At 58.3% G+C, this 17,608-nt stretch carries 13 protein-coding genes; 7 read left to right on the forward strand and 6 right to left on the reverse strand.

The features are described from left to right. Window positions 1–27: 27 nt before the first annotated feature. Both E4T21_RS05960 and E4T21_RS05965 read right to left on the reverse strand, forming a co-directional pair. A complete protein-coding gene (locus tag E4T21_RS05960; protein WP_149284146.1) occupies window positions 28–1,755 on the reverse strand; it encodes a cobaltochelatase CobT-related protein in 1,728 nt (575 codons plus the stop codon). After that, on the reverse strand, window positions 1,752–2,747 hold the full coding sequence (locus tag E4T21_RS05965; protein ID WP_149284147.1) for an AAA family ATPase: 996 nt from the start codon (window positions 2,745–2,747) through the stop codon (window positions 1,752–1,754). Before E4T21_RS05965 ends, E4T21_RS05960 begins: the two co-directional genes overlap by 4 nt. Before the next feature lie 301 nt (window positions 2,748–3,048). Between E4T21_RS05965 and E4T21_RS05970 the strand changes: the two genes are divergently transcribed. Beyond that, window positions 3,049–3,441 (forward strand): nuclear transport factor 2 family protein, encoded by a 393-nt coding sequence (locus E4T21_RS05970; RefSeq protein ID WP_149284148.1) that lies wholly within the window; start codon window positions 3,049–3,051, stop codon window positions 3,439–3,441. Between the two features lie 43 nt (window positions 3,442–3,484). Then, a complete protein-coding gene (locus E4T21_RS05975) occupies window positions 3,485–4,927 on the forward strand; it encodes an NAD(P)/FAD-dependent oxidoreductase (protein WP_149284149.1) in 1,443 nt (480 codons plus the stop codon). A gap of 76 nt (window positions 4,928–5,003) precedes the next feature. On the opposite strand, the gene mgtE is transcribed toward E4T21_RS05975, so the two are convergent. Then, on the reverse strand, window positions 5,004–6,359 hold the full coding sequence (gene mgtE, locus E4T21_RS05980) for a magnesium transporter (RefSeq protein ID WP_149284150.1): 1,356 nt from the start codon (window positions 6,357–6,359) through the stop codon (window positions 5,004–5,006). Window positions 6,360–6,489: 130 nt separating this feature from the next. On the opposite strand from mgtE, the gene E4T21_RS05985 reads away from it, so the two are divergent. Continuing rightward, a complete protein-coding gene (locus E4T21_RS05985; protein ID WP_149284151.1) occupies window positions 6,490–7,497 on the forward strand; it encodes a quinone-dependent dihydroorotate dehydrogenase in 1,008 nt (335 codons plus the stop codon). Window positions 7,498–7,683: 186 nt separating this feature from the next. On the opposite strand, the gene rmf is transcribed toward E4T21_RS05985, so the two are convergent. Further along, on the reverse strand, window positions 7,684–7,890 hold the full coding sequence (gene rmf / locus E4T21_RS05990) for a ribosome modulation factor (RefSeq protein ID WP_149284152.1): 207 nt from the start codon (window positions 7,888–7,890) through the stop codon (window positions 7,684–7,686). Window positions 7,891–8,214: 324 nt separating this feature from the next. Between rmf and rlmKL the strand changes: the two genes are divergently transcribed. Continuing rightward, window positions 8,215–10,440, forward strand: a complete 2,226-nt coding sequence (gene rlmKL / locus E4T21_RS05995) for a bifunctional 23S rRNA (guanine(2069)-N(7))-methyltransferase RlmK/23S rRNA (guanine(2445)-N(2))-methyltransferase RlmL (protein WP_149284153.1) — start codon at window positions 8,215–8,217, stop codon at window positions 10,438–10,440. Window positions 10,441–10,444: 4 nt separating this feature from the next. Beyond that, the gene (locus E4T21_RS06000) at window positions 10,445–10,834 is read left to right on the forward strand and encodes a glutaredoxin family protein (protein WP_149284154.1); all 390 of its coding nucleotides are present in this window, start codon (window positions 10,445–10,447) and stop codon (window positions 10,832–10,834) included. A gap of 39 nt (window positions 10,835–10,873) precedes the next feature. Here E4T21_RS06000 and E4T21_RS06005 read toward each other — a convergent pair whose 3' ends face one another. Beyond that, window positions 10,874–11,842, reverse strand: coding sequence for a LysR family transcriptional regulator (locus tag E4T21_RS06005; RefSeq protein ID WP_149284155.1), 969 nt, complete (start codon window positions 11,840–11,842; stop codon window positions 10,874–10,876). Window positions 11,843–12,666: 824 nt separating this feature from the next. Here E4T21_RS06005 and E4T21_RS06010 point away from each other — a divergent pair. Both E4T21_RS06010 and E4T21_RS06015 read left to right on the forward strand, forming a co-directional pair. Continuing rightward, window positions 12,667–13,857, forward strand: a complete 1,191-nt coding sequence (locus E4T21_RS06010; RefSeq protein WP_149287066.1) for an efflux RND transporter periplasmic adaptor subunit — start codon at window positions 12,667–12,669, stop codon at window positions 13,855–13,857. 14 nt (window positions 13,858–13,871) lie between these two features. After that, window positions 13,872–17,069: an efflux RND transporter permease subunit gene (locus E4T21_RS06015; protein ID WP_149284156.1), complete on the forward strand. Its 3,198-nt coding sequence runs from the start codon at window positions 13,872–13,874 to the stop codon at window positions 17,067–17,069. Between the two features lie 210 nt (window positions 17,070–17,279). On the opposite strand, the gene E4T21_RS06020 is transcribed toward E4T21_RS06015, so the two are convergent. After that, the gene (locus E4T21_RS06020; protein ID WP_149284157.1) at window positions 17,280–17,561 is read right to left on the reverse strand and encodes a hypothetical protein; all 282 of its coding nucleotides are present in this window, start codon (window positions 17,559–17,561) and stop codon (window positions 17,280–17,282) included. Window positions 17,562–17,608 lie beyond the last annotated feature (47 nt).

Genomic DNA, 17,608 nt, shown 5'->3' on the forward strand with positions numbered 1-17,608 from the left:
GGGTAGGAGGGCGGTCCGAGCACCGCCTTAGCGATGCTGTTTTACCAGCAGAAGAGCGATTTCCTCGGCCAGGGCATTATCCAGTGTCTGGGCCAGGTCGATAATTCGGTGCTGGCGATAGTAGGGGCTCAGGTCCAGGCCTACGCCGAGCCCGCTTATCTCTACCTGGCCAGGACGATCATAGTGTTCGACCACGGCTTGAAGATGGTTGTCCAGGTAGTGGCGGTCGTTGGCCAGGTGGGTAGCGCTGTCCGATGGGCTGCCGTCGGACAGCACCACCAGTAGACGCCGTTTGACGTCTGCACTGAGCAGCCGCTGGCAGGCCCATTCCACGGCTTCTCCATCAATGCCTTCCTTGTACAGGTCTGCCTTGAGCAGAGCACCGAAGGCTCGTCGTGCCCGACGCCAGGGTTGTGCCGCGTGCTTGAATACCAGATGACGGACTTCATTGAGGCGGCCCGGTGCTTCGGGGCGCCTGGCCTTGAGCCAGTCCTTGTGGGCTCGTCCTCCATTCCAGGTTGTCGTGGTGAAGCCCAGCACTTCGGTGGCGATGCCTGCCATGTCCAGAGCTCTGGTCATTAGTTCGACGAGAACTGCAATGGCCTCCCCGTGAGCCTTCATGGAACCGGAACAGTCAATCAGGAAACTGACCTGGGCATCCCCCTGCGGGTGATAGCGCTCGCGCTGGAACAGGCGGCGTTCCATGGGAGAGGCAACGACCTGAGCCAGGCGCCGGCCATCAATAACGCCGCTTTCCTCTCCGTGCTGCCAACCATCCCTGTCCGGTTGGGTCAGGGTATTGCGAAAGAAGCGTGCCAGGCGGCGTACATTGATGCGTTGGTCGGAAATCCGTCGGTCGAGACGTTGGCGATACTCTTCGAGCAGGACAGGCCGGACCAGGGTTTCGGCTTCCAGCTCACGGTCGTAGGCCAGGGTGAAGGCGCGGTAACGGCGGCGATGATGCTCAAACAGTCGACTGTGCCCACTGGGTGCCAGAGCAACCGGTTCGTCGATATCGTCTTCGCCATCCAGCAACAAGGCCAGCCGGCGCCTCGGGTCCTGCTCTTCCTGATCCCGCTCGTCCTGGGCATCGAAGCCGGACAGCTGATGATCAATCCAGTCGGCAATGGCACGCGCATGCTTCTGGAAAGCCTTCTGGTGATGACGTTCTCGGCGCAGTCCCGCCAGGGCATGGCCCAATGCAGGAACGATGGAGGCTCGTGTGGCTTCGATGAGATCCTCGATTTCCCCGATCACTGGCTGGGCCATGAGACGCGACCAGCAGATCTGTATCAGGCAGAACAGCAACAGTCCCAGGGCCGTCTCGGTAAGCTGGGCGTGATGGAAGGCCAATGACCAGCGCTGGAATCGCTGGCGCAGATTATGGCTCATGCCCGGGCTTTCTGCCGTGGCCAGCGCCTCCACTCTCAACTGTTCCAGCAGGTCATAGATCAGGCGTGCCTCTGGCCCTTCAGGGCGCAGTTCTTCATGCAACTGAGCATCGCTATGGCGCTGTCGCATCGCCATGGCATCACTGACCGCTCGATAGTCCGGCGCATCCAGGGAATGGATGTCGAGGCGCAGGTGCGGGGCACGCAATGCCACTCGGGAAGTACCTTGATGCAGGAGCCGGCTGCGATAGTGCCATGACCGGTCTGCGCTCAAGGCACGTAATGTCGCTGCTTCCAGCTCCTCCAGATACTGCTGTCGACGGCGCTGCCCGGGTGGCTGATCGAGAGCGGACGATTCGTTCATGCTCCCGCCTCGCTATCGTTGATCACTGACTCTTCCAGCTCCTCATCAAAGCAGCGCTGGTAGAACTCGGCGACCAGAGCACGCTCGTGCTCATCGCACTTGTTGAGGAACGACAGGCGGAAGGCCAGGGCAGGATCACGAAATATCTCGCAGTTTTCCGCCCAGGTGATCACGGTGCGAGGTGACATCAGCGTCGACAGATCGCCATTGGCAAAGCCTCGGCGAGTCAGTTCAGCCACAGCGACCATGGCGTCGATGTGTCGCCGTCCACGCTCAGTGTCCTTGCTGGGTACTCGGGCCAGCACGATCTTGACCTCTTCGTCGCGAGGCAGGTAATCCAGCTTGGCAACAATGTTCCAGCGGTCGACCTGGGCATGGTTGAGCATCTGGGTGCCATGATACAGGCCGTCCTGGTTGCCCAGGCCCAGAGTATTGGCTGTAGCGAACAGGCGAAACATGGGGTGAGGCTGGATGACCCGATTCTGGTCCAGCAGAGTGAATTGACCATCGCGCTCCAGAATACGCTGGATGACGAACATGACGTCAGGCCGGCCAGCATCATACTCATCGAAGATCAGGGCGACTGGGCGTTGCAGGGACCAGGGCACGATACCTTCCTGAAACTCGGTAACCTGAACACCATCGCGTATCACGATAGCGTCCTTTCCCACCAGGTCCAGACGACTGATATGACCATCCAGGTTGACCCTGACACAGGGCCAGTTCAGGCGCGCTGCGACTTGCTCGATATGGGTCGACTTGCCGGTGCCGTGCAGCCCTTGGACCAGCACCCGGCGATTTCGTGTGAAGCCGGCGAGTATCGCCAGAGTGACATCAGGGTTGAAACGGTAGGCGTCGTCAACGGCAGGGACATGGTCATCACGCTCGTCGAAAACCGGCACCTGCAGGCTTGATTCAATGCCGAACAGTTCCTTGGCACTGCGATAGTGCCGGGAAGGGATGCCATCAAGGGAGAGAGATGCATCGGCCATGGTGTGGTCATCCTCCAGGGCTGAATGGAGCGGAAATGGAACGCTGCTGTCAGGATAATCATGTTTCGAAAAATATCTCAAACTGTTTCGAAAAATATATAAATTAGTTTCGAAAAATGAGATTTGTATTTTCTGTCGTGAGGCTGCCCGGAGCGGCAGGCGGGCGCATAACGGCCTGAGGCAATGAGAAGACGGCCAGGATATGGCTGGTCCAAGAGATGGCGGACAACTGGTGCTAAGCGGCATGACCTGCGCGGTCGTAGGCTCGATGGTGTCGAATCAATAACAATGGAGACCCCTCATGAGCCAACCTGATGCCCAATTCCTGGCGGATTTCAGTGCCGCCCTCAACCGTCATGACATCGATGCCGTGATGGAGATGATGACCGACGATTGTGAATTCCATGCCGTGGCAGGACCTGAACTGCTGGGCAAGAGCTTCATTGGCAAGGACGCGGTTCGTGCTGGCCTGCGTGCGGCCTGGGAGAATGCAGCGGATGCCGAGTGGGTCGATGGTGTGCATGTGGTGATCGGTGATCGAGGCTATAGCGAGAGTACATATCGCGGTACTAGCGCAGACGGCATGCGTTCAGAAGCTCGCATGATCGATGCCTTCACCTTCCGGGATGGCAAGATTGCCGTAAAGAACGCCTATCGCAAGCAGCGTCCGGCAACCCCCGTCCAGGGCGCCTGATACGGCGACACGATCATTCTGGCCAGGAAGGAGGAAGATCATCATGTTGGATGTGCAGCCCAGCGTCTCGCCGGCACATAGTGAACGTGCCACACCGGCCCAGACACCTTACGACCCTGCCTATGACCCCTTGACCACGCCTCGGACAGGAAGCGGCTGTGACTATGCTCCGACCTACTGGATCGGCACGGCGGGCGAGCCGCCGGCGGATGATGGACCCATTGAAGCCGATATTGATGCGGACGTGGTGATCATCGGCTCGGGGTTCACTGGCCTGACAGCGGCGATCTTCCTTGCTGAGCAATACGGCATCAAGGCTACCGTGCTTGAGGCCAATCGCGTTGCCTGGGGATGCAGTACCCGCAATGGCGGCCAGGCCCAGTGTGCTTCGGGACGCTTGAAGCGTTCCCAGTGGATCGAGCGCTACGGACTCGACACGGCACTTGGCCTGCATCGTGAATGCGTGAATGCCATGCAGACATTCAAGTCACTCATCGCAGATATCGAGTGTGACCCTCAGCCAGGGGGACACCTCTATATCGCCCACAAGCCCCGGATGATGCCCGGGCTTGAGAAGGAGGCGCGGCTGCTACGCGAAACCTTCGACTACGATGCACGTATCATCGACGCAGACAGCGTGCGGCGTGAATGGGTGGATGACAAGGAAGCGGCTGGCGCCATGCACGAACCTGAGGGTATCGGCATTCATGCGGGCAAGCTCGCGTTTGGTTATCAGCGCAAGGCTCGTGCCTTGGGCGTCAAGGTGCATCCTGCCAGTCCAGTATTGGGTTGGGAGAGTCGCGATGACGTGCATTACCTGCGCACTCCTGGTGGTGTGGTCAAGGCGCGTGCAGTCGGCATCGCGACGGGGGGATATATCACGGGGCAGCTGCACCGGTCGCTCAAGAATCGGCTATTGCCGATACTCTCCAATTCCATTGTGACCCGCCCGTTGAGCGAGGCGGAAATCGAGGCCACAGGCTTCCGTACCCGCCAAGTGCTGACCGATACCCGGATTCTTCGCCACTACTATCGCTTGCTACCGGATAACCGGGTACAGATCGGTAGCCGTAGTGCCATTACCGGGCGTGATGCCCCCAAGCAAAAATATGAAGCGATGTTGATTGGTGACCTGGAGCGCAAGTTTCCGGCATTGGCTGGCATCGATATCGATTATTCCTGGTGGGGCTGGGTTGATGTCAGCCATGACATGATGCCGCGTATCCACCAGCCGGATCCTCGTGAAAGCATCTACTATGCACTGGGCTACGGCGGTAATGGCGTGATGTACTCGGCCCAGGCAGGCAAGCGCCTAGCGCAATGGATCGCAGGAGAGAGCGCGAGTCTGGATCTGCCGATCTTCACCTCGACGCTGCCTTATCCCAACTTGCTCGAGAAGGTCGAATCCGAGGCATTGGCACCGTTTCGGCGCCTGGGGCAACGCTGCCTGTATCGCTGGTATCAGCTGAAGGACGAGGTACTGTGAGCTGAATAATGGCGGAACCGTCGGCAATAGGGGGGGGATGATAACCCCCTTGCCGACGGCCGAGTGGTGATGGGCGCTACAACAGAAAAATGGTAGCCAACCCAAGAAAGGACATGAAGCCGACCACATCGGTCACTGTGGTCAGGATCACAGAACTGGAAAGCGCGGGATCGATATTGATGCGCTTGAGAAACAGCGGGATGACGATACCGCAGACACCCGCGGCCAGCATGTTGATGACCAGGGCTGCGGCAATGATGGCACCGATGGGAACACTACCGAACCAGACTACAGCGAGTACGGCAACGACCAGGGCCCAGACCACGCCATTGATCAGGGAAATACCGATTTCCTTGTACAGCAGCCAGTTGCTGTTGGTCTTGCTGATCTGACCCAGGGCCAGGCCACGAATGGTCAAGGTCAGTGTCTGACTGCCTGCGATACCGCCCATGCTGGCCACGATGGGCATCAATACTGCCAAGGCCACGATCTGCTGCAGGGTGGCCTCGAAGCGACCAATGACCCAGGCCGCCAGAAATGCGGTGAGCAGGTTGATACCAAGCCAGACAGCACGTCGCCTGGCACTGGGCACGACGGGGGCGAAGAGGTCTTCTTCCTCATCCAGACCCGCCATGTGCATCAAGGCCTGTTCGGAAATCTCCTGGATGACATCGACGATGTCATCGATGATCACGCGGCCCAGCAGCATACCTTCCTTGTCCACAACCGGGGCCGATGTCAGGTCGTGGGTCTGGAACAGGGTCGCCACGTCCCGGGATTTCATGTCCACCTGGATGGCATCGACATCGGTATCCATCAGCGTTTCCACCAGGGTCTCCTGATCATGGGAAACCAGGCGCGCCAATGGCAGGACTCCCATGAACTGCCCGGTACGATCGATCACCATCAGGTTGTCGGTGTTGTCGGGAATAGAGGCTTTCCAGCGCAGGAAACGCTGCACGGTTTCCAGCATCACATCGGCACGCACCGCAATGGTGTCGGTACGCATCAGACGACCGGCACTGTCTTCCTCGAAGGATAATGTCTCCTGCAGACGGGCTCGCTGCAGCTCGTCCATGGAGCGCAACATGTCTTCTGCGACCGGTTTGGGCAGGTCGTCGAACAGCTCGGCCAGGTCCGCGGTATCGAGGCTGGCGGTGGCAGCCACGATCTCTTCGGGATCCATGTCCTGAAGCAGGGTGCTACGCACTTCGTCATGCACATGCAGCAGCACCTCGCCATCGAGCTCTGCCGGTACCTGCTCCCACAGCAAGGTGCGCTCATGCAGTGGCAACGACTCGAGGAGCAGGGCGATCTCGGCAGGCTCGAGATCGGCAATGGCAGCACTGATCTCTTCAGGCCGGTTTTCTTCCAGGGCCTGATGGATACGTGACAGCAGGCTTTCGAGAGATTCTGTTATTTCTTCTGCCATGGCTTCCTCCCGGCTGCCGATCCAAATTTCAAGAGCCGGTAGTAGACCATAATCGAGGAGGAAATTGCGCTATACTCGCGCTCCAGATCTATGCAGAACCACTACTTTGACATGTTGACCTGGAGACCCCATGTACGATCTCGCCCGTTCTTTGCTGTTTCGCCTTGATGCAGAGGTCGCCCACGGTTTATCGCTCAACTCGCTGGATTGGTTGGAGCGTTTTCGTCTCGCGGGGTGCCTGGGGGGAGCCAAGGTCGACGATCCGGTCGAGGTGATGGGGCTGAGCTTCCCCAACCGTATCGGGCTGGCAGCAGGGTTGGACAAGAATGCCGACCATCTGGATGCACTGGGCGCACTGGGCTTCGGTTTCGTTGAAGTGGGTACCGTGACCCCGAAGGCACAAGCGGGAAATCCCAAGCCACGCCTGTTCCGCTTGCCTGAACAGGGAGCCATCATCAATCGCATGGGGTTCAACAACCTTGGGGTCGATCATCTGGTCGAGCGAGTCAGAAGCAGCCGTTATCGCGGTGTCATCGGGATCAACATTGGCAAGAACCTGACCACGGCCGTCGAGGATGCGGTGGACGACTACCTCTATTGCCTCAAGCGTGTTCACGCTCATGCCCATTACATCACGGTCAATATTTCCTCGCCCAATACCCCGGGTCTGCGAAACCTGCAGTTTGGTGAGCATCTTGATCAGTTGCTTGGACGCCTGCGTGAAGAAGGCTCGCGGCTCGATGCAGAAAACGCTCGACGAGTGCCGCTGACGGTCAAGATCGCACCGGATATGGACGACGAAGAAGTGGCGCTGGTGGCCCAGGCGCTGAATCGTAGTGGTATCGATGGGGTGATTGCCACCAATACCACGGTTTCCAGGGATGCCGTGGCTGGGCTCGAGCATGGCGATGAACAGGGCGGGCTTTCTGGGCGACCTGTGTTTACCGCTTCCAACCATGTGATCTCCCTGTTGCGCCAGGCGCTGCCCGAGATGCCGATCATTGGTGTCGGCGGCGTGGACAGCGGACAGGCGGCGGCGGCCAAGCGTGCCGCCGGTGCGGATCTGGTGCAGATCTACTCCGGTTTCATCTATCGTGGGCCTGAACTGGTGAGAGAGTGTGCTCGAGCCTTGCAGTAGGCCTGAGGGAGTGGCGGACGGCGAAGCCGGTCAGATCGCGTTGGGCGCAATGATGCTTATCACAGTATCATTACCAGGAAAGCAGGTATCAGAAAAGCACAGGTATCAGAAAAGCAAAAAGCCCATGGCACCATGGCCACGGGCTTGTGTGTTGGTTGCTGAAAGAAGTCTCACAACCGCAGGGGGTTAGAGCACCATGGGGTTCTTGTGGATACCGGAGACACCTGTCATGCCGGACCATTGATCCCCACGACCTTCACGCCAACCGCTCATCCAGTATTCGCGTAGATTGATATCCTGGCTTGGACAGTCATCACGGGAGCGGCCCGAGACACCTGCTTTATAACCATGTACATAAGCGCGCTGGAAGCGATCACGTTTCTGTCGTTTCATGGGTCTACCTCATGATAAAGGTACCAATCTGACCCGCCGCTCCTGATATCAACCGCTGTAGTGACAGCGCTGAAAGTGTGTAGATACCAGATAGAGGCGAGCCCTTAACGCCCAAACCTCGCCAGCATAGCCATGGTTGGCTAAATCTGCATGAAGGCTTGTTGACGGGGACGCATGCGTTGACTCTTGTAGCTACCGTTTAATTGATAGCGCAATGCGGATGGCGCTGTCGACCGAAGAATTGTAACAAGCTGTTTACTGTAACGTCACATTAGCCCGCCCTGTTTTAGGGGTGGCTTGAGGCATTCACCGAAGGAGTTACAAGTGCCTGAGAAGCTTGACCTTCTGGCAACCTGTCCTAAAGGCATCGAGTTACTGCTGGCCTCTGAGCTGGCTGAGCTTGGTGCCGAGGAAGGCAAAACCACCGTTGCTGGCGTCAACGTCCAGGCAGACTTGGCGGGGGCATATCGGGCCTGTCTATGGTCGCGTCTGGCCAACCGGGTGATCCTGTGCCTTAGCCGGGCCGAGGGTATCGAGACGCCGGATGCGCTGCGTGATGTCGTTGCCAGCATCGACTGGAGCCAGCATATGCGCCCGGGGGCGACCATTGCCGTGGATTTCCATGGCCGTAGCGATCAGATACGCCATACCCGCTTTGGCGCTCAGACGGTCAAGGATGGGGTGGTGGACCGCATGCTGGCCGCTGGGCTGCCGCGGCCCAATGTCGATGTCCGCCAGCCTGATGTTCGCTTGTATGCCAATCTGCACCGTGGACGGCTGACCCTGGGCATCGATCTTTCCGGAGACAGCCTGCATCGTCGGGGATATCGCCGTGATACGGGGCATGCTCCGCTCAAGGAGAATCTTGCAGCAGCGCTGCTGGTGCGTGCGGGTTGGCCGGAGATGGCGCGTCATGGTGCTCCCTTGATCGACCCCATGTGTGGTTCGGGTACGCTGCTGATCGAAGCCGGACTGATGGCGGCAGATATTGCTCCCAATCTGTCTCGGGAGCGGTTTGGTTTCCATGGCTGGCTGGGACATGATGCTGCGCTGTGGGCGGAGCTCAAGCGTGAAGCCGAAGCTCGTGCCAGCATAGGGCGCAAGCGTTGCAAGACGGTAATCTTCGGCTTCGACCAGAGCCCTCCGGCGCTGTCCGCTGCCAAGACCAATGCCATGCGTGCGGGAATTCCCGCCATGATCCACCTGGATGGCGCCAGTGTGCAGCGTCTATCGCGTCCACGGGTACTCAACCCTGCAGAGCCTGGTCTGGTGATTACCAATCCACCATACGGCGAACGTCTGGGAGAGTTGCCAGAACTGGTCCAGCTGTATACCGACCTGGGACATCGCCTGCGACTGGAATTTGCCGGTTGGCGTCTGGCCCTGTTTACCGGCAACCCTGATCTCGGTCATCGCCTGGGAATGCGCTCCCATAAGCAATATGCGCTGAACAATGGCCCTCTGGAGGCCAAGCTGCTGCTGATCGATGTGAATGATCGGAAATCGTCCGCAGCTCGTGCCGACAGTACGGACAAGGCGGCCGAGCCTGCCCGGGCTCGGGATATGGAAACCAGGCAAGAGGCGGCACCGGCACGCTCCGAGGGCGCTCAGATGTTCGCCAATCGCCTGGAAAAGAACGCTCGCAGGCTGCGCAAGTGGCTCAAGCGTAGTGGCGAGACTTGCTACCGGCTATATGATGCGGATATGCCGGAATATGCGCTGGCCATCGATGTCTATGGGGATCGCGTTCACGTACAGGAGTACGCGCCTCCCAAGTCCGTGGATCAGGCCCAGGCCCAGAAGCGTCTGTTCGATGCCTTGGGAGTGATTCCCGAGGTGCTGGGCATCAGTGCCTCGAAGGTCGTGATCAAGCGCCGCCAGCGGCAACAAGGCAAGGCTCAGTATCAGAAGCAGGGTGCCAGCGGTGAGCGCTTCGAAGTCCGCGAGGGCAGGGCCCGGCTATGGGTCAATCTGCGTGACTATCTGGATACCGGCCTGTTTCTCGATCATCGTCCGGTCCGCCGCATGCTGGGCGAGATGGCACCGGGCAAGCGGTTCCTCAACCTGTTCTGCTATACCGCTACGGCCACTGTGCAGGCTGCGCTGGGCACCGAGGCGGCAGGTGGGGCCAGCGACAGTGTCAGTGTCGACATGTCCAATACCTATCTCGATTGGGCCCGGGACAACTTCGCACTCAACAAGCTCGATCCTTCCCGCCATCGCGTCATACGTGATGATTGCATGCGCTGGCTGGAGACTGCCAAAGGAGAATTCGATCTGATCTTCATGGATCCGCCGACGTTCTCCAACTCCAAGAAGATGGATGATACCTTGGACATCCAGCGTGACCATCCGCGTCTGGTGCGTCTGGCCATGGCCCGATTGGCCAAGGGAGGCACGCTGGTCTTCTCCAACAACCAGCGTCGCTTCAGTCTGGATACTGCGCTTGATCAGGAGTTTGTCGTGGAAGATATTTCGAAGAAGACCTTCGACCCGGACTTCAACCGTCGCCCGGACCTGCACTATTGCTTCTTGATCAAGCATCGTTGAATCGATGACGCGTCTGGTGCTCTATACCACCCTGGGTTGCCATCTGTGTGAGCGGATGGAAGCCCTGGTGGTGGCTCTGGCCGATCCCAAGCTGCAGATCGAGCCGGTCGAGATTGCCGATGACGCGTCTCTGCTGGCCCGTTATGGGGAGCGGATTCCTGTACTTTGCGCAGTATCTTGCACGCAGCAAGTGCACAATGAGCAGGCGGTCAGCGATCCGAGCGAAACGCTGGAAGGTCGGGTGGAGGCCAGAGACATTGCCGTCTGGCTGGCCGCCAGGGGCTGGTTGGCGCAAAGTGCACAGGTCTACCTGAAGCAAGCGCCAACCGACCAGAGCCGCAGTGATGGCTGCGGTACTCTGGTACATGGTCGGCGGGTCCTCGGGAAGCGTTGATCCGGCAATGCTGATGGACATCAGCAAGCAGGTTTCAGCTCATGCTGGTACGACTTCCTCTTCGGCAATTTCAGCTTGTGGTTCAGGCTGCCGATGTTTGTCCGGAGGCAGGTTCTCCAGGCGCAGTCGCTCGGCGACGAAGTCGACGAAAGTGCGGACCTTGGGCGATACCAGTTGTCCCCCGGGAAAGACCGCAGCCAGCTCGACTTCTGGTCCTGACCAATCTTCAAGTATCCGGCGCAGCTCGGTTTCCCTGGCCCCCCAGCAGGCTACCACTTCACTGGCCAGCATCAGGCCTTGGCCATCGACAAACAGCTCTTGCAGGGCAAAAGGGTCGTTGGCCACAGCAATGGGGGTAATCGGGGCTTCCTCTCGGCGCTGACCATTCTGCAACAGCCACGTGTAACGCTGATTGCGCAAGTCGGAGGACTTGGCCAGTGCATGGTGATGGACCAGCTCGGAAGGCTCCTTTGGCTCACCGTAACGAGCGATATAGCGTTTGCTGGCATAGATGTAGGAGCGATATCGTGCCAGAGGGCGAGCGACCAGGCTGGAGTCGGGAAGTGGGCCCACGCGTAGTGCCACATCGATCTGGTGGGCGACCAGGTCAAGGCGATCGTTGGACAGCACCAGGTCGATCTTGACCTCTGGATAGAGCGTGCGGAAGTCCCGGATCAGTGCCGAGACAAACTCTGTGCACAGGGTAAAGGGAGCCGTGACTCTCAGCCATCCACGGGGCTTGTCTTCCAGGCGGTGAACGGCACTTTCTGCTTCGTTCAGTTGCAGAGTGATCTGGTTGCAGTATTCATAGTAGAGAGATCCAGCTTCGGTAAGGCTCAAACGGCGAGTCGTGCGGTTGAGCAGCCTTGCTCCCAGGCGTTGTTCCAGCATCTGAACCTTGCGGCTCACGGTCGTCTTGGGAATGTCCAGGATGCGTGCGGCTGCAGTGAAACTGCCTTGTTCCACGACCTTGGCGAAGATCAGGACATCATTGAGATCCTGGTTCATGGTATCTGTTCCGAGGTAAAGGTCCGGGGTAAGGATTTGTGGTGCAGTTCTATTTTGTGGTGCAGTTCTATGATGATGCTGTTCTATCGTGATCCAGCTTGTCGGTGGTCCAGTTCTTTTGTGGTCTAATCCTTTCGGATGAGACCGCAGTAGTACTGCTGTCCTGCAGGATGGTTCGATTGTCCCATCAGTGAAACAGTATTTCCCTCAAAGATAGGCTAATCAAGCCGACGTATAGGCATTAACGTAAATAAGTACAAGCAATGCATAAATGCCTGTGCGTGTGAATCACAGCGGAATCCGTACGTTATAGCCTCTATCTCATGACGGCTTTTTGGTCATTGTGTACCAGTTTGCTGTTGGCAAGTTGGCACTCAGTGCTTGAGCGTAAGAATCCTCTCTCCTTTATCCGGATGCTTTTTTCCGGTTGCTGTGCTCTGCGTACCTTGTGGCCCATATGGATGTGGGAAGTGCGTGTCAGCTCGTCTGAAGCGAACTTTTCCTGCCACTCATCCTGTTGGTCATTGACCCAGCGCTTCACTGAAACGTGCAAGCTGCATTGTCGATTCATCTCGTGGTTGAGAGCTCGTAGTTGAGAACCCGTAGTTGAGAACCCGTAGTTGAAGACTCGTAGTTTGGGGAATGCTGATGTATTCAGCATCTCTCCAGGTGCTTGTCGATTCTTGGGCCCGGTAAACGACATTTAGCGGACCTTGGACTTCTTTTTCCAGAATGCGAAGTGGAGAAATGCACCCATGAACCATACAGCCAAGGCTGACGGCGTGATCAGACGGGCGCTGCTGGTCATTGCCGGGGCGCGCAACATGCCCGTGCGCGCCACCTTGAGCGTCTTGTTGTTGGTTGCTGTTGCTGGCTGTGACAGTCAGGCGGATGAAGCCCAGCAGGCGCCTCCACCTCCTCATGTCAGTGTCGCCGATGTGCTGGTCAGGGACGTCGACTTCTGGGACGAATTCACCGGACGCATCGAGCCAGTGGATAGGGTGGAGCTACACCCTAGAGTGTCGGGCCAATTGGTCAGCGTCAACTACACCGAGGGCCAACAGGTGGAAAAGGGGGATGTGTTGTTCGTGATCGATCAACGCCCTTACCGTGCCACGGTGGCGAAGGCCGAGGCTGAAGTGCAACGTGCCCAGGCCCAGGTCGTGCGCAGTCGTGGCGAAGCAGCGAGGGCTGAGCGTCTGTCGCAGAGCAATGCGATATCCACAGAGGAAAGGGACCAGCGCCGTGCTGTTGCGGCCCAGGCGGAAGCGGACCTGGCAGCGACCAAGGCAGAACTGGAAATGGCCCAACTGGACCTGGAATTCACCGAGGTTCGGGCTCCTATTTCAGGACGTACAGGGCGGGCTCTGGTGACAGAGGGCAATCTGGTCACCGAAACAACCGCACTGACCAACATTGTCTCTCTGGATCAGGTGTATGTGCACTTCTTCAGTGATGAGCAGACATTCCTGAAATATAACGCTCTGGCGCGTAACGGAGAGCGTCCCAGTTCCCGTGAAGCGAGTACTCCCGTGCGCATTGGTCTTGCTGGTGACCAAGGCTATCCATATCAAGGAGAAGTCAACTTCGTTGACAACCGCATGGATGGCACCACGGGCACCATATTGACCCGTGCGGTGCTCGACAACCCTGATGGCGTCTTCACTCCTGGCATGTTTGCCCGTGTTCAACTGCTTGGTGGTAATGCGGAAGACGCCATCCTGATCGATGACAAGGCGGTACTCACGGATCAGGACCGCAAGTATGTGTATGTCATCGATGATGAAGGCACGGCGGTGCGCAAGGACATTCAGACAGGACGCAAAGCCGATGGGCTGAGGGTAGTCTCCGCCGGCCTGGAAGCTGGAGACAATGTCGTGGTCCGCGGTGCCCAGCAGATCTTCTTTCCGGGAATGAAGGTCGTGGCGGAAAGCGTCGATATGGAGAGCGGGGAAGACGCTACTCAGCTCTCCATTAGCCAAGTTCGCAGTGAAGCGGATGCCAACTCGCCCTGAGGGAGAGTCCTTTCATGGATTTCGCGAAGTTTTTCGTTGACCGCCCTATTTTTGCTGGGGTGCTGTCAATTCTTATCTTTATTGCCGGCCTGATCACTATTCCGCAGTCTCCGATCAGTGAGTATCCGGAAGTGGTGCCGCCGTCGGTGGTCGTGCGTACGGTGTACCCTGGTGCCAACCCCAAGGTCATCGCCGAGACAGTGGCGACGCCGTTGGAAGAGGCGATCAATGGAGTTGAGGACATGATGTACCTCAAGTCCACTGCCGGTTCCGATGGCGTGTTGCAGATCACGGTGACCTTTCGTCCAGGCACCGATGCGGATGATGCGGCGGTCAAGGTGCAGAACCGCGTCAGCCAGGCGCAGGCGCGCTTGCCTGAGGAAGTCCGGCGTCAGGGCGTGACGACCCAGAAACAGTCGCCGACCTTCTTGATGGTCGTTCATCTGACATCTCCGGATGGCCGTTACGACACACTGTATCTACGCAACTATGTCCGGTTGCACGTCAAGGATGTGCTGTCACGTATCGAAGGCGTGGGGGATGCGCAGATATTCGGTGGTGGCGACTATGCCATGCGTGCCTGGCTTGACCCTGATCGTATCGCCGCACTAGGGCTCACCTCGGGAGAGGTAGTGGAGGCCATGCGCGAGCAGAATGTGCAGGTCTCGGCTGGGCAGCTGGGGGCTGAGCCGATAGCCAATAGTGACTACCTGACCTTGATCAATGCCAAGGGGCGTCTGACGACCGAGCAGGAGTTCGGTGACATCGTGATCAAGTCAGGGGCGAACGGCGAGGTCGTGCACCTGTCCGACGTTGCGCGTCTCGAGCTGGGCGCGGGCGACTATACGCTGCGTTCACAGCTGGATGGCAAGGATGCTGTTGCCGTCGGTATCTTCCAGGCGCCAGGGGCGAATGCGCTGGATATCCAGAAGCAGGTCATTGCCGCCATGGATGAGTTGTCCCAGTGGTTCCCCGAAGGCGTCGAATACGAGGCGGTGTACGACACGACCATCTTCGTGCGTGACTCCATCAGCTCGGTCATCCAGACCCTGTTTGAAGCTGTGTTGTTGGTGGTACTGGTGGTGACGCTGTTCCTGCAGACCTGGCGAGCTTCGGTGATTCCCCTGATCGCGGTGCCGGTATCCGTGATCGGCACCTTTGCGGTGCTTTATCTGCTCGGCTTTTCGATCAATACCCTGACATTATTCGGACTGGTGCTGGCGATTGGCATCGTGGTCGATGATGCCATCGTGGTGGTGGAGAACGTCGAACGTAACATCGAGGAAGGTCTGACGCCCCTGGCGGCGGCGCATCAGGCCATGCGCGAGGTATCTGGACCGATCATTGCTATTGGCCTGGTGCTGTGTGCCGTATTCGTGCCCATGGCCTTCCTTTCGGGGGTTACCGGGCAGTTCTACCGTCAGTTCGCCGCGACCATCGCCATTTCCACGGTGATTTCCACCATCAATTCCCTGACGCTGTCGCCTGCGCTGGCGGCCATGCTGCTCAAGCCGCATGATGCGCCGAGGGACAGGGCGACGCTGCTGATCGACCTGATGTTCGGCTGGCTGTTCCGTCCGTTCAACCGCTTCTTCGCCAGCAGTTCACAGCGTTATCAAGGGGCGGTATCCCGTTCCCTGCATCGGCGCGGATCTGTGTTCGTGGTCTATGCATTGTTGCTGGTGGCCACCGGAATGATGTTCAAGGTGGTGCCTCCTGGCTTCATTCCGACCCAGGACAAGCAGTACCTGATCGCTGGCGTCAAGCTGCCGGAAGGGGCTTCTTTGGAGCGTACGGATGCCTTGCTGAGCAAGGTCAGTGAACTGGCCATGCAGGACGAGGACGTCATCCACTCGATAGCTTTTCCGGGGCTCAATGCCTTGCAGTTCACCAATACACCCAACAGTGGGGTGGCTTTCCTGACTCTGGCGCCATTCTCTGAACGTTCACGTACGGCGGCTGAGATCAACGCCGGCATCAACCAGAAGATATCGGCCTTGCAGGAAGGCTTCACCTTCTCGTTCATGCCACCGCCCATTCTGGGGCTGGGCAATGGCAATGGCTGGCAGATGTTCATCGAGGACCGTGCCGGGCTTGGATATGGCGCCATGCAGAGTGCGATCCAGGCCTTCCAGGGGACCGTTGCCCAGACGCCAGGCATGGGCTTCCCGATTACCAGTTATCAGGCCAACGTGCCGCAGCTGGACGCGGAAGTCGACCGAGTCAAGGCGAAGACGTTGGGGGTACCGCTGACGTCTCTGTTCGAGACGCTGCAAACCTACCTTGGTTCCACCTATGTCAACGACTTCAACCAGTTTGGCCGTACCTGGCAGGTGATTGCCCAGGCCGATGGTCCTTTCCGGGATAGTGTCGAAGACATTGCCAATCTGCGTACCCGCAATGTGCATGGCGAAATGGTACCGATTGGCACGATGGTGAATATCGATGAGACCTTTGGCCCGGACCCGGTGCTGCGCTACAACGGCTATCCGGCAGCCGACCTGGCAGGGGAGTCGGACCCCTCTGTGCTGTCATCGTCCCAGGCGATGCAGGTGTTGAGCGAGCTGGCTGACCAGGTGTTGCCCAATGGCATGACCTTCGAGTGGACGGACCTGAGCTTCCAGCAGGCAACTCAAGGGAATGCTGCTCTGATTGTGTTCCCTCTGTCGGTGTTGCTGGTGTTCCTGGTGTTGGCGGCGCTCTATGAAAGCTGGACCTTGCCGTTGGCCGTGATCCTGATTGTCCCTATGTGCATGCTTTCCGCCTTGCTGGGGGTGTGGTGGATGAAGGGCGACAACAATGTCTTTGTTCAGGTCGGGTTGGTCGTATTGATTGGCCTGGCATGCAAGAACGCGATTCTTATCGTCGAGTTTGCCCGCGAGCTTGAGCAGCAAGGCAAGGGCATCATTGAGGCTGCTCTCGAGGCATGTCGCTTGCGCCTGCGTCCGATCATCATGACGTCGATCACCTTCACGGCGGCGGTAATACCGTTGATGCTGGGCTCTGGTGCAGGTTCTGAAGTTCGCCAGGCACTTGGTGTCGCAGTGTTCTTCGGCATGCTCGGGGTCACCCTGTTCGGGCTGTTCCTCACGCCAGTGTTCTACGTGGCGCTGCGCAAGCTGGTGACGCGGAAACAGGCCCGCCGGGAACAGCAAGACGCCACGCCGGAAGGCCCTGACGACCCGGATGAATCACAAGGGTATCTTGCTTGACCGTGGTAGTTAGGTCAGCGGTTAGGCAAGTCAGTAGGTAGGTAAGTCAGTGTAGGTAAGTCAGAGGGGCATCCAGTGCCCCTCTGTTCCATTACCAATGAAAACACCCCGAAGGCTGGAAAAGATGTCCGGCTTTCGGGGTGTCGTCTTCTTGCGAGGCGTTCAGGTATGCGGGGTGTTCAGAAGCAAAGGCCTGGACGTCGTTCGGCGCTACAGAGCATCGAGTAAAGAAAGCTGCCCCATGGCCTCTTGAGCTTCAGGACTTGAGTCATCAGCTTCGAGGACCTTGCGAAAGCCACGGGAGGATTGGATGGTGGTTTCATCCTCCAGCCACAGCATGGCCTGGGCATGGTCATCGGCCAAGGCATGCTTCAGGCCTCCGAACTGGGTGCCAATCTGGCCCCAGGCACGGCTGAATATCCAGTCACCGAACATGTCCTGGTGGATATGCACGAGGACGTAGTCATGGTCGGTTTCCCAGCGGATGATCAACGTTGGCTCCTGGTGTAACTCAAGTCATTGCGGCAACGGGTGACGCG

Source organism: Halomonas binhaiensis, from assembly GCF_008329985.2.
In the GTDB taxonomy this organism is placed as follows: domain Bacteria; phylum Pseudomonadota; class Gammaproteobacteria; order Pseudomonadales; family Halomonadaceae; genus Halomonas; species Halomonas binhaiensis.

Coding starts and splice junctions, on each gene's coding strand:
- E4T21_RS06000 (WP_149284154.1), top strand. CDS start 10,445: ATGACGCGTCTGGTGCTCTATACCACCCTGGGTTGCCATCTGTGTGAG.
- E4T21_RS06015 (WP_149284156.1), top strand. CDS start 13,872: ATGGATTTCGCGAAGTTTTTCGTTGACCGCCCTATTTTTGCTGGGGTG.
- rmf (WP_149284152.1), bottom strand. CDS start 7,890: ATGAAACGACAGAAACGTGATCGCTTCCAGCGCGCTTATGTACATGGT.
- E4T21_RS05965 (WP_149284147.1), bottom strand. CDS start 2,747: ATGGCCGATGCATCTCTCTCCCTTGATGGCATCCCTTCCCGGCACTAT.
- E4T21_RS06010 (WP_149287066.1), top strand. CDS start 12,667: ATGCCCGTGCGCGCCACCTTGAGCGTCTTGTTGTTGGTTGCTGTTGCT.
- E4T21_RS06005 (WP_149284155.1), bottom strand. CDS start 11,842: ATGAACCAGGATCTCAATGATGTCCTGATCTTCGCCAAGGTCGTGGAA.
- mgtE (WP_149284150.1), bottom strand. CDS start 6,359: ATGGCAGAAGAAATAACAGAATCTCTCGAAAGCCTGCTGTCACGTATC.
- E4T21_RS05970 (WP_149284148.1), top strand. CDS start 3,049: ATGAGCCAACCTGATGCCCAATTCCTGGCGGATTTCAGTGCCGCCCTC.
- E4T21_RS05985 (WP_149284151.1), top strand. CDS start 6,490: ATGTACGATCTCGCCCGTTCTTTGCTGTTTCGCCTTGATGCAGAGGTC.
- E4T21_RS05960 (WP_149284146.1), bottom strand. CDS start 1,755: ATGAACGAATCGTCCGCTCTCGATCAGCCACCCGGGCAGCGCCGTCGA.
- E4T21_RS05975 (WP_149284149.1), top strand. CDS start 3,485: ATGTTGGATGTGCAGCCCAGCGTCTCGCCGGCACATAGTGAACGTGCC.